The organism is Rhizobium sp. 62_C5_N11_2 (assembly GCF_051811185.1).
Taxonomy (GTDB): Bacteria; Pseudomonadota; Alphaproteobacteria; order Rhizobiales; family Rhizobiaceae; genus Rhizobium; species Rhizobium leguminosarum.
In genome coordinates, this window is the sequence record NZ_JBPWPW010000001.1 from 2,386,324 (window position 1) to 2,400,302 (window position 13,979).

At 61.7% G+C, this 13,979-nt stretch carries 13 protein-coding genes and 1 riboswitch; of the genes, 4 read left to right on the forward strand and 9 right to left on the reverse strand.

Annotated elements, in window-relative coordinates; genetic code table 11:
* Positions 1-4: 4 nt before the first annotated feature.
* Positions 5-1,054, reverse strand: a complete 1,050-nt coding sequence (gene cobW, locus AB8B31_RS12015) for a cobalamin biosynthesis protein CobW (protein ID WP_130652576.1) — start codon at positions 1,052-1,054, stop codon at positions 5-7.
* 4 nt (positions 1,055-1,058) lie between these two features.
* Complete coding sequence (cobU, locus tag AB8B31_RS12020; RefSeq protein ID WP_028733104.1) at positions 1,059-1,583, reverse strand: bifunctional adenosylcobinamide kinase/adenosylcobinamide-phosphate guanylyltransferase; 525 nt, start codon at positions 1,581-1,583, stop codon at positions 1,059-1,061.
* A gap of 161 nt (positions 1,584-1,744) precedes the next feature.
* Positions 1,745-2,141: riboswitch (cobalamin riboswitch) on the reverse strand.
* Positions 2,142-2,399: 258 nt separating this feature from the next.
* Here cobU and AB8B31_RS12025 point away from each other — a divergent pair.
* Positions 2,400-4,190 (forward strand): chloride channel protein, encoded by a 1,791-nt coding sequence (locus AB8B31_RS12025; RefSeq protein ID WP_130652577.1) that lies wholly within the window; start codon positions 2,400-2,402, stop codon positions 4,188-4,190.
* Positions 4,191-4,218: 28 nt separating this feature from the next.
* Here the strand turns inward: AB8B31_RS12025 and AB8B31_RS12030 are convergent, their stop codons facing one another.
* The 3 genes from AB8B31_RS12030 to AB8B31_RS12040 form a co-directional block, all read right to left on the reverse strand.
* On the reverse strand, positions 4,219-5,457 hold the full coding sequence (locus tag AB8B31_RS12030) for an adenylate/guanylate cyclase domain-containing protein (RefSeq protein ID WP_312864662.1): 1,239 nt from the start codon (positions 5,455-5,457) through the stop codon (positions 4,219-4,221).
* A 587-nt stretch (positions 5,458-6,044) separates the two neighbouring features.
* Positions 6,045-6,320: a DUF4242 domain-containing protein gene (locus AB8B31_RS12035; protein ID WP_028733108.1), complete on the reverse strand. Its 276-nt coding sequence runs from the start codon at positions 6,318-6,320 to the stop codon at positions 6,045-6,047.
* A 42-nt stretch (positions 6,321-6,362) separates the two neighbouring features.
* The gene (locus tag AB8B31_RS12040; RefSeq protein WP_028733109.1) at positions 6,363-6,848 is read right to left on the reverse strand and encodes a hypothetical protein; all 486 of its coding nucleotides are present in this window, start codon (positions 6,846-6,848) and stop codon (positions 6,363-6,365) included.
* 186 nt (positions 6,849-7,034) lie between these two features.
* Here AB8B31_RS12040 and AB8B31_RS12045 point away from each other — a divergent pair, with 186 nt between their 5' ends.
* A complete protein-coding gene (locus AB8B31_RS12045) occupies positions 7,035-8,168 on the forward strand; it encodes a helix-turn-helix transcriptional regulator (RefSeq protein WP_065277800.1) in 1,134 nt (377 codons plus the stop codon).
* A 78-nt stretch (positions 8,169-8,246) separates the two neighbouring features.
* Here the strand turns inward: AB8B31_RS12045 and AB8B31_RS12050 are convergent, their stop codons facing one another.
* Positions 8,247-9,017 (reverse strand): SDR family oxidoreductase, encoded by a 771-nt coding sequence (locus AB8B31_RS12050; protein WP_130652578.1) that lies wholly within the window; start codon positions 9,015-9,017, stop codon positions 8,247-8,249.
* Positions 9,018-9,138: 121 nt separating this feature from the next.
* On the reverse strand, positions 9,139-10,593 hold the full coding sequence (locus AB8B31_RS12055; RefSeq protein ID WP_130653545.1) for a cobyric acid synthase: 1,455 nt from the start codon (positions 10,591-10,593) through the stop codon (positions 9,139-9,141).
* A gap of 649 nt (positions 10,594-11,242) precedes the next feature.
* On the opposite strand from AB8B31_RS12055, the gene AB8B31_RS12060 reads away from it, so the two are divergent.
* Positions 11,243-12,244, forward strand: a complete 1,002-nt coding sequence (locus AB8B31_RS12060; protein ID WP_018447275.1) for a glycine betaine ABC transporter substrate-binding protein — start codon at positions 11,243-11,245, stop codon at positions 12,242-12,244.
* Between the two features lie 19 nt (positions 12,245-12,263).
* Positions 12,264-12,626 carry a hypothetical protein gene (locus tag AB8B31_RS12065; protein ID WP_028733111.1) on the forward strand — a complete coding sequence of 121 codons (363 nt, stop codon included), beginning with the start codon at positions 12,264-12,266 and terminating at the stop codon, positions 12,624-12,626.
* A gap of 86 nt (positions 12,627-12,712) precedes the next feature.
* On the opposite strand, the gene AB8B31_RS12070 is transcribed toward AB8B31_RS12065, so the two are convergent.
* Positions 12,713-12,868: a hypothetical protein gene (locus AB8B31_RS12070; protein WP_003540537.1), complete on the reverse strand. Its 156-nt coding sequence runs from the start codon at positions 12,866-12,868 to the stop codon at positions 12,713-12,715.
* Positions 12,869-13,022: 154 nt separating this feature from the next.
* Positions 13,023-13,964: a LysR family transcriptional regulator gene (locus AB8B31_RS12075; RefSeq protein ID WP_018242411.1), complete on the reverse strand. Its 942-nt coding sequence runs from the start codon at positions 13,962-13,964 to the stop codon at positions 13,023-13,025.
* Positions 13,965-13,979 lie beyond the last annotated feature (15 nt).

The window sequence follows — 13,979 nt, forward strand, 5'->3', positions numbered from 1 at the left end:
CGGTCTATGCCAGCGCTTCGATCGCCGCCCTCACCGCGTCCTGGTCCATTTCGTGCAGGCCAATGACAACGAGGCGTGTGCCGCGCTTTTCTCCGGCTGCCCAGGCGCGGTCGAAATAATGGTCGATGCGGCTGCCGACGGCCTGGAGCTGCAAACGCATCGGCTTGCCTGAAACGTCGACGAAACCCTTGAGACGCAGCACGTCATGGGCTGATATGATGTCCTTCAGCGCTTCGACGAAACCGGCGGGATCGGCAATGGCTCCGAGATCGACGACAAAGCTGTCGAATTCGTCGTGATCGTGCGGCGCGCCATCCTCATGCTCCAGCTCGTGATGCGACTTGCGATTGGCGACATCGTCCTCCGTGCCGATGCCAAGGCCGAGCAAGATGCCGGCTGACACCTCGCCATTTCTCGCCTCGATCATCACGGGCTTGCGCACCGTGCGGGAGGCGACCTCGTCGCGCACCCTGATAAGGCCCGCGGCGTCGATCAAGTCGGTCTTGTTGAGCACGATGAGGTCGGCGCAGGTGAGCTGGTCCTCGAACAGCTCCTCGATCGGGCTTTCGTGATCGAGCGATTCATCCTCGGCACGGCGCGCATCGACGGCATCATGGTCGTCGGCGAAACGGCCGGCGGCAACGGCAGCACTATCGACCACCGTGATGACACCGTCGACGGTCACCTGGGTGCGAATGTCGGGCCAGTTGAAGGCGGCGACCAGCGGCTGCGGCAAAGCAAGGCCCGAGGTTTCGATGACGATATGGTCGGGCCGCTGTTCGCGTTCGAGCAGCTTCGTCATCGTCGGGATGAAGTCGTCCGCGACCGTGCAGCAGATGCAGCCATTGGTGAGCTCGATAATGTCGTCCTCAGTGCAATTCTCCGCACCGCAGCCCTTCAGCACGTCGCCGTCGACGCCGAGATCGCCGAATTCGTTGATAATCAGCGCAATCTTCTTGCCGCCGGCATTGGTCAGCAGGTTGCGGATCATCGTCGTTTTGCCGGCACCGAGGAAGCCGGTGATGACGGTTGCGGGAATCTTCTGCTGGTTCATGGACTTAACCCTTCATTTTCAGCGGCAGGCCTGCCGCGATGAAATAGACTTCGGCGGCCTTCGCCGCGATCGATTGGTGCAGCCGGCCGGCATGATCGCGAAAATCCCGCGCCATGCGATTATCCGGCACGATGCCGAGACCGACCTCGTTGGAAACGAAAACGAGCCGCGCCTTCGCGGCGGGCAGGAAATCGGCAAGTGCGGCAAATTCCACCGCCATCTCACGCTCCTCGATCATCAGATTGGTGACCCAGAGCGTCAGGCAATCGATCAGCACGATGCGCCCTTCGCCATCGATGTCGGTAAGCTTGCCGACAAGATCGAGCGGCTCCTCATGCGTCGTCCAGGACGGACCGCGATCGGCCTTGTGTTGCGTTATGCGCGCCTGCATCTCCTCGTCCCAGGCCCGCCCGGTGGCAAGGTAGTGGCGATCCAGATCGGTCGCGGTGACGAGGGATTCGGCGAACCTGGACTTGCCGGAGCGCGCGCCGCCGAGGATGAAGACAGTGTTGGAGGGGGCAGCCGTCATGCCGGCGTTGCCTTCTGAATAGATGCCGCGCAAGCCGCTACGGAAGACGCCGGCGGCTGTAAGGCCCCGCCAAATCGCGCCGCACCAGGCTGCGCTGAATTCAATCGTTCAGCCAAGACAACCTCCGTGCTGGCAACGGGCATAGTGCCCAGGTGTGGGCTTCGCGCCCGGCACGCATGGCAGGTCTCCTGGCTCGCGGTTATCGGCCGCGATCGGGGCAGACCGGAAACCGGTCGCCCTGATCGTGCCAGCGGATCATCCTCGCCTTCCCGGCTGCATCAGTGAAAAGGTGGACGATTCGTAGACTTGAGAGGCGTCCGACCCCGGTTGATCACCATGCATATCCAGTGGCTTTTCCGGCATGCCGCCCGTCCCGCCCGCCTGCACGATTGCAGGCTGCCGGCAGAAAGGGCTTAACGCCGGATGGAAGACCCTGACCGCTCTACAGTCGCGGGGTCGGCTGTGATGAAGGCGCCCGGCTTGGGTCCGCCGCGTCACATTCCCTTTTCATCCGGAAGGGCGTAACACCGATCCGGAACCATCCGTTATGTCGGGATGGTCGGGCGACCATCCGTTGAGGGATGGTTAGGCAAGCTCAGAGGTGAAGTCAACCGGCCTTGGCGACCGGGCAATGGCCGGCCAGAGGAAGCAACTCCGCCAACACGACTTACTCTACCTAAAATATCGTCATTTATCAGAGACTTACGTCATAAAAATTTGTCCCAGCCGCCGGCTTTTCGCCGCAATTGCGTCGCAAGCGGACTGCGCGACCATCTCCGCCCTTGACCGGGCCTCTCCCCGCCTAGTTGTCTAGCCATGCTTATGAAATTGGATCGGCGCCGTTTTCGTGCGCTGCGTGTTTTCTTCGATCCGGGACGCCTGCGGGCGCTGACCCGCCGTAGCGAGGTCGGTCTGTCGCTGGCGGGCGCCGTCGTCGGCATCATCTCGGGTCTCGCCGTCACCGGCATGAGTTACGTCTCCAACGAGCTGCATCAGCTGGTCTTCGGCATCGCCGACAGCGAGCGGCTGAGCTCGTCCGAGATCGAGAACAAGATGCTGCTGCTCACTGCCCCCGTCATTGGCGGCGCCCTGCTCGGCCTGTTGCTCCTAGTGCTGGCGAAACGACGCAAGAAGCCGATGGTCGACCCGATCGAGGCCAATGCGCTGCATGGCGGCCGCCTGTCCTTGACCGACAGCATCATCGTTGCCGTGCAGAACCTGATCTCCAACGGTTTCGGCGCCTCCGTCGGCCTGGAGGCCGGCTATACCCAGCTTGCCGCCGGCCTCGCCTCCAAATTCGGCCTGAAGCTGCAGCTTCGCCGCTCGGACCTGCGCACCCTCGTTGGCTGCGGCGCGGCGGGCGCCATCGCCGCCGCCTTCAACGCGCCGCTGACCGGCGCTTTCTATGCCTTCGAGCTGATCATCGGCACCTATACGATCGTGTCGCTGACGCCTGTCGTCGTCTCCGCCCTTGTCTCCACCCTGATCGCAAGGCTGCTTGCCGGCAGCGATTTCACCATCGATATCGGCAGCTTCGGCTCGGTCGTGCCAGCCGATTATATCCCGGCACTGCTGCTCGGTGCTTTCTGCGCCGGTGTCGGCATCCTGATCATGCAGGGCGTCGCCTTTGTCGAAGAGCTGGCGCGCAAGAGCTCGATCGCCCCACCCTTCCGCCCGGCACTCGGCGGCATCATCGTCGGGCTGTTGGCGATGATCTCACCGCAGGTGCTCTCGGCCGGCCACGGCGCGTTGCATCTGAACCTTTCCCGTGAGGTGGCGATCCCGACGCTGATCGGCCTCTTCCTCTTGAAATCCTTCGCCTCGGCGATCTCGATCGGCTCCGGCTTCAGGGGTGGGCTGTTCTTCGCCTCGCTGTTCATGGGCGCCCTGCTCGGCAAGCTCTTCGCCTATTGCGGCCCCTATTTTGCCGATGCGACGCTGACGCCCGTCATCTATGCCGTGGTCGGCATGAGTTCGCTCGCCGTCGCCGTCATCGGCGGGCCGCTGACCATGACGTTCCTGGCGCTCGAAATCACCGGCGATTTCCTGATCACGGCACTGGTGCTCGCCGCCGTCATCACCTCCTCGCTCGTCGTCCGCTCGACCTTCGGTTACTCCTTCGCCACATGGCGCTTTCATCTTCGCGGCGAAAGCATTCGCAGCGCCCATGATGTCGGCTGGATCCGCAATCTGACGGTCGACAAGCTGATGCGCGCCGATGTCAAGACGGCAAGGGCAGGCATCTCTCTGGAGGAATTCAAGCAGGCCTTCCCGATCGGCTCGACCCAGCGCGTCATCCTCGTCGAGGAGAGCGACAAATATGTTGGCCTCGTGCTGGTGCCGGAGATCTACGCCAACCCGACCGACGCCCAGGACGAGGGCAAGACGCTTGCCGATTTCATCCACTACCGCAACGATTTCCTGCAGCCGCAGATGAATGCCAGGCAAGCGGCGGCGATCTTCGACAAGAGCGAAAGCGAAGCACTCGCCGTCGTCAACAACCTGATCGAACGCAAGGTGATCGGCCAGCTCAGCGAAAGCTATACGCTGCGCCGCTACAGCGAAGAACTCGACCGCCGCCGCCGCGAGGTCTCAGGCGAGATCTGAGCGTCGTCGCGCCGATCGGATCGACGCTTCAGGATACGGCGTCGGCGAGCTTGAACACGTCGGCCCGCTTCGAAACGCCGCGCAGCTCGAACGATCCCAGATACTCGCAGGCCACGGCGCAGGTGGCCGCGAAGCTCTCCGACATCAGCAGGTGTTGTTCAAGCGTGCCGCAGAGCTTTTCTAGCCGCGAGGCCTCGTTGACGGCCCTGCCGATCACCGTGAAATCGAGCCTGCCACGGGCGCCGACGTTCCCGTAGAAAACCTCGCCGAGATGCAGGACGACATCGACGCCGATATCGGGGCCGCCGTTTTGCGTCCGCTCACGGTTCAGCGCCTCGTTTGCTTTCAGCAGATTCTTCGTAGAAGCCAGCGCGGCCATGCAGGCCTTCTGCGGACCCTCGGCGTCGGTCGGAAAGATCGCAAGCACGCTGTCGCCCATGAACTTGAGGATCTCGCCGGAATTTTCCTCGACATGCCGGTCGATCAGCTCGAAATGTTCGTTCAGAAACCCGACGATCTCGCTGGGTTGATAGACCTCGGTCAAGGCCGTAAAATTTCTGAGGTCCGCAATCAGGATCGCCGCATTGATGGAGCCGCCGGTTCCCCTCTGGGTCTCCCCGGCCAGAATGCGCGCGCTCGTCCTAGCGCCGGTATAGACCGCGAGGATATCGGTGGCGGTTTTCGATGCCGCCACACGGTAAGCCGCCAGACCCAGCGCCGGGACAAGCGCTTTGACGATCGCCAGCTGATCACCGGAAAATCCGCCCGGCGCATCGCTGGTCAGGGAGAAACCGAGCCCGCGCAACGCGACCTCCTTCGGAAATTCGCAAAGGCTGACCAGATGGTCCGTGCCGCCGGCAAGCGCAAATTCCGCGAGCTGCGGATAGTCGAGCCCCTCGCCCCTGGCCAATATCCAGCGCCCTGTTCTCTCGCCGCGGTTCAGCAGGTAAAATATCGGTGTTTTCTCGAAGTTGCGCTCTTCTACGCTGCCATGCGCTGCATTTTCGAGAACGGTTGCACCGCCCCGCACGAAATTGGCCGAGACGCCGCGATACATGGGATGAAGGGATGGCATGGTAATGCTGGCCCGCCAGATCGGAATGCCATCGGCGATCAGCCGCTCGCACAGGCCGGCGACGAGATCGCCAATATGCTCGCTGGTGAGTCCCTGCTCTATAAGCCACTGAATATGATCGTTAATTTTCGAACCTCCGCATGGGATCGGGACCCGGGAATGACCGTTTTCGCCACCAAAGCCCGGCAACACGAACCGCAGATACGCGCTGAAAGAGCGATATCACGCATCCCGTTCATTAGCCTGCTTCGCGTCGCTATACCACTCCTGGGCGAATGGAAGTGATACGGAATCCAATGATGACAACAAGGAGCGCCGGCGCTTTTCCTCAACCGTTCGGCTTCACTTCGATATGTAAAGGGCTGCTCGGTTAGCGGAATCTGTTCCAGTCTCCGTCCCGCGAGGCGACGAACGGGATCTCGCCTCTCGACACCGCAATGTCCTTCAGCATGTGGTCCGAAACGCCCCAAGCCGATTTTCCACCGATCGCCGTCGTCGCCACAGCATGAGGCTACGAGCCGGAGACAACAGCAGCAGCACCGCTTTGCGCAGTCGCAGTTCGAACCCGCCTGACAAGAGCTTCTCGTTCATGATCCTCCCCATCGAGTCGTGCGCCGATCATAAAGATCGGTGCGCCCTGCGAGCCGGTCGGCGCCTCGTCCGCCGGCCGGCTCCCGCGCCCCAGCGCAGACCTCGGAATCGAGATCGGTTTGGTGAAAGGGTTATGCGCGGATTGAAAAGCGACAGAGCGTGGTTGGCGCGCCCTATCGAACGCGGTCTTAACGCGCGGCCGAATGAGGGCCGATGAGCGTGGTGATCTCCGTCACGCGGTCCGCTGGAAAGCCACCCTTTTCTGCGTGCCGATAGACCGCATCGGCGCTCTCGGCCTCATGAACGCAGTACATCTTGTCCCCCGTCACATAGCTGGTGATCCAGGTATACGGTTCGCCGAGAGAGGCCACGACGGCGTTGGATTTCGCCGAGATCTCTCGCAGTCTTTCCTTGTCCATGTCCCCGAGACCTGGAATGTTTCGTTCGACAACGAATTGCGGCATTGTTTTATCCTTCCATGATGTTTTGAGTGACGCAGCGCTTCATCAACCGTGCGCATGCCGGCAGCTGACGTCGGGGTTCATGTCGGCGAACGGTCCCTTCGGATTGTTCTTCCAAGCCCAGACGTGCAGCTCGTAGAAAGCCGGAAGGCCGTAGCGGTTCGGTGCGTTCGTAAAACTGAACAGCTGGCCGCCGAGATTGGCGGGGCCTTTCGTCGTGATGTATTCGACAGCGACGAGTTTCATCTTGCCGTGTTCGTCAGGCTCGTACATCACAGCCTCCGGCTTGGAGAGATCAATGGCCTCATCTTTGATGAGGTCGGCACTGACATAGTGGATACCCATCGCACCTCCATCTATGCCGCTGGTGCATGGGATCGGCGAATAGCCTTCCTTGATGGCCTGGTTGACGTCCCGGAGGCGCGCATTGGCCTCCCGAACCAGTTCCGGCAGGCCGCCGCCGCCGAGCGCTGCAGCCGGAAGAACTGCCATAATGAGAAGCGCCGCGATTGGCGCTTTTGTCGCTTTCATGAAGATTGCCCTCCAATTTCTGGTTGTCCAAGCCGATTGGATTCCGGCCGGCATTGCGTTGTAAAAAATCCGCGCGATGAAACATCTCCCGCATGGGGGATGAAATCTTCCGCAAATCCCGGAAATGAAGGCGCCATGGCCGGCGACAATTGACCGTGCTGGCCGGGCTGATGCAGGATTGTGATCATGGAACAGCAGCTGTCGGAAATTATTGGCGCTATTTATGATTGCGTGGCCCGGGAGGATACCTGGCCAAACGCTCTTCGTCTGATCAATGGCCAGGTCAATGGTTTTCTAACCACGCTTGCCGTCTTCGACACGACCACGCGTTCCGCACGTCTGGCCCAGATCGCCTGCGACGACGGAGAGGCCATCCGCACCCTCGTCGCGCATGCGAAGGACGTCCCGTTCTTCCACCTTCTTCACCGAATGGAGATCGATCAGCCGGATACGCTGGAGCGGATGTTTTCCCTCTATGGACCCGATGGCGAAGCCGTCTGGAAGAGCGGTGCGCTATACCAGAACTTTCATGCCAGGTATGGGGTTCTAAACTCGATCGACATGGCCGTGCTGAAGCGCCCGACCCGTGTCGGGACGATCAACATTTCGGTGCAATACGAACCGAGCGAACGACGCGTCTTCGACATCGTCGGGCTGCTCGGCCCGCATATCCGCCGTGCCGTGACAATCCACGATATGTTCGAGATGGAGCGCGCCGAAGCCGCCGTCCTCAGGGAGGTCATCGACGCTCTCGACCATGCGGTCTTCATCGTTGCAGAAGACATGACGATCCTCTTCGCCAATGATGCCGCCGAAGCACGGCTGCGCGAGCAGCAGGTGGTGCACTCGCTTTCAGGCCGGCTGGCGGCTCGCTACAGTTATGCAGGCGCCGCCCTTTCCAACGCCGTGACGCTTGGCGCGCGCGACGAAATCAGTCTCGCAGCCGCTGGGATCGATGTTCCCCTTGCCTCGGCCGAACGCCCCGCCGTCGCTCACGTTCTGCCGTTGCAGCGGCGCACCGAAAGGGGACGCTTCGAAAGTCGGGCCGCGGCGGCTGTCTTTCTCGCCGCGGCTGGAACGGTGATCCAGTCGGCCGTCGAAGCCGTTGCCGCGCTTTTTGCTCTCACGCCTGCCGAACGGCGCGTGGTCGGCTACGTGTCCGAAGGCATGACGCGATCCGAGATCGCAAATGCACAGGGCGTTGCCGACGGCACCGTGAAATCGCAATTGGCCGCCATCTACGACAAGACGGGAGCGGAAGATCAGCGCAGCCTGCAGCAGCTCGTCCGCGAACTTAGCCCACCTGTCAGGCGCGCCTAAGAAGTCGACATTAAACTTCGGCCGACTGGCAGCAGACGCGAAAAAGCACGCCGGCGCCACGGCAGCTGCGGGCTCCGCTCACATCCTAACCGTCATGCCGCCGTCGACCGTCAGTACGTGGCCGTTGACAAAGGAAGCGGCGGCGCTTGCGAGAAAGAGCGCCGCGCCGGCGATCTCGTCCGGCCGTCCCCAGCGTTGAACCGGAATGCGCTGGCGCACGAAGGGCATCAATTCCTCGTTCGCAGCCATCGCCGCGTTCGTCTCGGTGGCAAACCAGCCGGGCGCAATTGCGTTGCTGGTGATGCCGTGCGGGCCGAATTCGACCGCCATGCCACGCATCAGGCCGGTCAGGCCCTGCTTGGCTGCCGGATAGACGCAGTCGCCGGGCATTACGACATGGCCGCTGATCGAGGTCACCGCGATCAGGCGACCGTGATTGCGCCGCTTCATCAACACGGCAGCGTCGCGCGAAAGCGTCATCGCCGCCGCAAGGTCGGTGCGCAGCAGCTCGATGATCGCATCATCGTCGAATTCGGCCAGCGGCCGCCTGTCGCGGGCGCCGACATTGTTGATCAAAATATCGAGACGACCATGGATCTTGTCGATATCGGCCATCGCAGCACGCTGTGCCTCGCGGTCGGCGACATCGAATGCGGCGGCCTCCGCCGTGCCGCCAGCGGCACGGATGGTCCTGACGGCGCCTTCCAGCGTCGCCGCCCTGCGTCCGTTGACGATGACATGCGCGCCGGCCTCGGCAAGGGCGCGCGCCATCTCTAAGCCCAGACCACGGCCGCCGCCGGTCACGAGCGCCACCTGACCTGCCAGTGAAAATCTATCCAATATGCTCATGGTTTTCGTCGCTCTCAACCGGGTCCGTCGCGACAATTAATGGACTCAGTCAACTAATTTGGCAATAGCCGAACGACGAGACCGGATGACGGTGAGGCAGCCCGTCCGGTACACATCCGGCCTAACCGAGCAGCCCGGCCAACCAGCGCGAATCGAGGTGGCGTTCCAATTCCCCGGCGACGTCGTCGAGCGCCTGCTCGACGCTCTCGCGGTAATTCCTCCGCCCACCTGATAGGCCGAAGCTTTGAAGCAGCCGGTCGCGATAGGCGTCGCTGCCGAAGAGCCCGTGCAGATAGGTGCCCATGATCCGACCGTCGGCCGACAGCGCGCCGTCGGGCGCGCCGTCAATGATCGCCGAGGGCCGATCGCAATCCGGGCCGCGAGTGATGCCGAGATGGATCTGGTAGCCGGCAAGCGGCGCGTCATATTCGGTCGAGCGAGCCTGGCTGTTGCGCACGGTCTTCTCCGGCGCCATCTCGGTCTCGATGTCGAGCAGCCCAAGCCCCGGCGTCTCGAGCGTCCCGCCCTCGATGCCGAGCGGATCGCCCACTGTCCGGCCGAGCATCTGGTAGCCGCCGCAGATGCCGATCACCCGGCCGCCGCGCCTGACATGCGCCTTGAGATCGCGGTCCCAGCCCTCAGCCCTGAAGTCGGCGAGATCCGATATCGTCGATTTCGAGCCGGGAAGCACAACGAGGCTCGCATCGGCAGGTATCCGCTCGCCTGATCGCACGAACACCAGCTCGACATCCGGCTCGGTCCTCAGCGGATCGAGATCGTCGAAATTGGCGATGCGCGGCAGCACCGGCACGGCGATCTTCAGCGCGCCCGTCCCGCCCCTCGCCAGCCGTTCGAGCACGACAGAATCTTCGGCCGGCAGGCGTCCCGCACCCGGCAGCCACGGCACGACGCCGAAGCACGGCCAGCCGGTAAAGCCCTCGATGGCGCGGATGCCGTCGTCAAACAGCGAGACGTCGCCGCGGAACTTGTTGACGATATAACCCGCAATCATCGCCCGGTCGCCATCGTCGAGGATTGCATGCGTGCCGACCAGCGAGGCGATGACGCCGCCGCGGTCAATATCACCGACAAGCACGACAGGCACGCCCGCCTGCGTCGCAAAGCCCATATTGGCGATATCGCCGGCCCTGAGATTGATCTCTGCCGGCGATCCGGCACCCTCGACGATAACGAGGTCGGCGCCCGCAGCCACTTTTTCGAAGCTCTCGAGCACGGCGCCGAGCAACTGTGGCTTCAGCCGCTGGTAGTCGCGCCCCTTCGCCTGGCCGAACACCCTGCCCTGCACGATGATCTGGCTGCCATTCTCCGATTGCGGCTTAAGCAGCACCGGATTCATGTGCACCGAGGATGGCGTGCGCGCGGCCAGCGATTGCAGCCACTGCGCCCGGCCGATCTCGCCGCCGTCATCGGCGACCGCCGCATTGTTCGACATATTCTGGGGCTTGAACGGCCGGACCGTCAGCCCGCGATTGGCCGCCAGCCGGCAGAGGCCTGCAACCAGAACCGTCTTGCCGACATCGGAGCCGGTTCCCTGCAGCATGATCGCTCTTGCCATGGTGGCCCGCATCCGCCTCTCGTTCAGGCGAGGCCTACAATAGGCGGTAATCCCGGGTCAAGACTTGCCCCAAAGTTCCGTGCCGCAAACGCGAAAACCGCGCATGGCCTTGGCTCTGCGCGGTTTGCCGAAAACTCAGGCGTCTTCGCCCCTACACGGCGAAGCTCGCTTTCTCCGGTACGCACTACCTGAACCAGAGAAGCGGCGGTCATTGCTGCCACGACCCAACTGATAACGGCACATTCTTACCGGAGGGTTATTGAAGGCTTACGCAAATGTTAATTTTGATCTTTTTTGACATTCTCGTCGAAATTTCTGCCGAAGATCCGCCGCCGATCGCGAAGAGCGTGCATTTCGCCCAGGGGCGCCATTTTCGGGATCTTCACATAAATTCTTCGAATTCAATCATTTAGTCACGCAACCATGAGCAGAAGATGGTTGATTTCTGCGAGCGAACGCGTAGGCTCCGTCATAATGCGCCATTGTTGAACATGGCCTGCGACGAGTTGCCGGAGCCGCAAGGACGGACGGTGCCATGAACCGGAAAGCCTGTTGCTGTATCGCCCGGCAGGCGTTTTCCCCTCAGGTGCCAGAGATTTATGTCGGTTGATTTCAGAGCCTGCGCGTCCGCCTAAGAAGAATTCGGGGAATGACGATGAAGACGTTTCTGATTCCGGCCGTCTTTGCCGCGGCTCTTTCTACCGTTGCGCCGGCTGAAGCAGCCGAATGCGGCACCGTTTCGATCGCCGAAATGAAATGGGCCTCGGCAGGAATTGCGGCGAGCTTCGACAAGATCATCCTGGAAAAGGGCTACGGCTGTTCCGTCACCATTGTCGATGGCGACACCCTGCCGACCTTTGCCTCGATGAATGAGAAAGGCACCCCTGACATCGCCTCGGAATACTGGATCAATTCCGTCAGGGCCCTGCTCGATCAAGCCGTCAACAGCGGCCGGCTGGTGCAGGGGGCCGAAATCCTGGCTGACGGCGCCGTCGAGGGTTGGTGGATCCCGAAATTCATCGCCGACGCCCACCCCGACATCCGCTCGGTCGAAGACGCGCTGAGACATCCCGAGCTCTTCCCCGCCGAGGACGACCCATCGAAGGGCGCAGTTTACAACTGTCCCGCCGACTGGAGCTGCCAGATATCAACCACCAACCTGTTCAAGGCGCTTGCTGCCGACAAGAAAAGCTTCGAGCTTGTCGAAACCGGCAGTCCCGAACAGTTGGATGCCTCGATTGCCCGCGCTTTCGAAAACAAGGTCGGCTGGCTCGGTTATTACTGGGCGCCGACCGCCATCCTCGGCAAATATGACATGACGCGCCTGAGCTTCGGCGTCGGCCACAACAAGAACGAATGGGACCGCTGTACCGCAGTTGCCGGCTGCGCCAGGCCGCAGCTGAATTCCTACCCGGTCTCGCGCGCCTTCACACTGATGACCCGGTCTTTCGCCAGCCGTGCCGGACCTGTTACGACCTATCTCAAGACCCGCAAATGGGACAATGAGACGATCAACCAGGTGCTCGCCTGGCAGGACGAAAACCGCGAAAGCAACGAGGATGCCGCGATCTATTTCCTTCGCAATTACGAGGGCCTGTGGACGAAATGGGTGCCTGTCGATGTAGCCGAGAAGGTCAAGGGGAGCTTATAACGACAAGACACGAGCAAGCATGGACGATTCGATGACAGGCAATGTTCCCTTTCCCGACCGCGATACCGTTGCGGAAAAGCTTGCCGCGCTGTCGGAGACCGACAAGTCGTATGTGGCGCTACTGATGGAAAACGCCGCCCAGGACGACAACCTGCTCGACGGCCTGCGCCGCCATCTCGATCTTGCCGCCGGATCGCGTTTCCTGAACTCGCTGAAGCTCGAAAATCTGGGAATTTGGCTCGGAACCCAGGCGCCGGACCGGTTACAGATCCGACTGATGGAAACCGCCCGCTCCAGCCAACATCCCGCCTACCAAGCCTTCCGGACCGGTCTCGACCGATCCGGCGGGCTGGAAAAGGTTTATCCCCCGGTCATCCGTTAGGATGGTCCGGCCCCGGTCATCCGTTAGGATGATCCGACTCCGGTCAGCACCTGATCCGGCGATTCTGGCAGCGATCTGAACGGTCGTTACTTCTTCGCGGCGCGGTCGACTGAGCGGCCGGCATCCTGCGTGGCGTTCACGGTATTTGCTGTATCCTTTCCTATGCCGCGGATCGTGTTTCCGCAGGAGGAAAGGGCAAGAAGAACCATCAAGGCTGCGGCAATTTTGGCCGTTGTCGTCATCTCGGATATCCTTGTTTGAAATCAACCCCGAACGGCGACAATTGCCGTCCGCGCCAATAACGCACGACAAACCAAAAGGTTCACCGGCTAGAAGGATACCTGTCACACTATCCGCGCATAATCCTTTGCGAAAATCGAATGGGATTTTCGGGGATTAGGCGGCGACCGCCTTTGCTCTCTCGGCAAAGGCGCCGCGAATGCTGTCGGCCACCGTCTCGATCGGCCCCGACACCTGCGAGGCGGTTAGTAGCCGGATATCGAAGGCGCCGAGTTCCGGCAGCCCTTCCTGAGGCCCCAGGATCGCCATGTCCTCGTTGACATAGGACAGCGGCAGTGGCGCGATGGCGAGATCGGAAAGCACGGCGGCGCGCTGCGCCATCGTGTGGCCGCTGAGATAGGCGACGCGATAATGCCGCTTGTTGCGTTCGAGTTGGGAGAGCGCCTCCTGGCGCCAGATGCAGCCATCCTCCCAGATCGAGATCGGCAGGGGATCTCGGCGATGCGCCGAACCGCACCTGGCGCCAGCCCAGACCAGCCGCTCGCGGAACACGACCTCGCCGCCCGTCGGGAACGGCCGTGTCGCACAGTTGATCAACGCGAGGTCGAGCCGCTGCTCCTCCATGCGCTTCTTCAGTCCGATGCTCATGTCGATCGTCACATCGACCATGATGCCGGGATAGCTCTCGGCGAAACTCTTCAGGATGCTCGGCAGCAGCCGTTCGCCGATATCCTCAGGCGCGCCGAGCCGCACGACGCCGCTAAGCTCCGGCATGATGAAGCGCGACACCGCCTCGTTCGACAGCGCCAGGATGTTGCGCGCGTAGGACAGCAACATCTCGCCGTGGCGCGTCAGCGACACCGAGCGGGCGTCGCGCAGAAACAGCGTTGCCCCCAGTTGTTCTTCAAGTTTCTTGATCTGCATCGACACCGCCGATGGCGTGCGGAAGACCGCCTCTGCGGCGGTCGAAAAATTGCCTGTCTCTGCGATAGCCACGAAGGTACGCAGCACCTCGTTATCAAGCAGCGGAATGGGACGGCGAAAGGGAATGCTCATCGTCGCATCTTTCAATTTTTCTGATTCATAACCCCATATCATTTTGTTTGATTGAAT

What these genes read in the sequence shown, in the direction of transcription:
- cobW (WP_130652576.1), bottom strand. Translation starts at nt 1,054, where the DNA reads ATGAACCAGCAGAAGATTCCCGCAACCGTCATCACCGGCTTCCTCGGT.
- cobU (WP_028733104.1), bottom strand. Translation starts at nt 1,583, where the DNA reads ATGACGGCTGCCCCCTCCAACACTGTCTTCATCCTCGGCGGCGCGCGC.
- AB8B31_RS12025 (WP_130652577.1), top strand. Translation starts at nt 2,400, where the DNA reads ATGCTTATGAAATTGGATCGGCGCCGTTTTCGTGCGCTGCGTGTTTTC.
- AB8B31_RS12035 (WP_028733108.1), bottom strand. Translation starts at nt 6,320, where the DNA reads ATGCCGCAATTCGTTGTCGAACGAAACATTCCAGGTCTCGGGGACATG.
- AB8B31_RS12040 (WP_028733109.1), bottom strand. Translation starts at nt 6,848, where the DNA reads ATGAAAGCGACAAAAGCGCCAATCGCGGCGCTTCTCATTATGGCAGTT.
- AB8B31_RS12045 (WP_065277800.1), top strand. Translation starts at nt 7,035, where the DNA reads ATGGAACAGCAGCTGTCGGAAATTATTGGCGCTATTTATGATTGCGTG.
- AB8B31_RS12050 (WP_130652578.1), bottom strand. Translation starts at nt 9,017, where the DNA reads ATGAGCATATTGGATAGATTTTCACTGGCAGGTCAGGTGGCGCTCGTG.
- AB8B31_RS12055 (WP_130653545.1), bottom strand. Translation starts at nt 10,593, where the DNA reads ATGGCAAGAGCGATCATGCTGCAGGGAACCGGCTCCGATGTCGGCAAG.
- AB8B31_RS12060 (WP_018447275.1), top strand. Translation starts at nt 11,243, where the DNA reads ATGACGATGAAGACGTTTCTGATTCCGGCCGTCTTTGCCGCGGCTCTT.
- AB8B31_RS12065 (WP_028733111.1), top strand. Translation starts at nt 12,264, where the DNA reads ATGGACGATTCGATGACAGGCAATGTTCCCTTTCCCGACCGCGATACC.
- AB8B31_RS12070 (WP_003540537.1), bottom strand. Translation starts at nt 12,868, where the DNA reads ATGACGACAACGGCCAAAATTGCCGCAGCCTTGATGGTTCTTCTTGCC.
- AB8B31_RS12075 (WP_018242411.1), bottom strand. Translation starts at nt 13,964, where the DNA reads ATGATATGGGGTTATGAATCAGAAAAATTGAAAGATGCGACGATGAGC.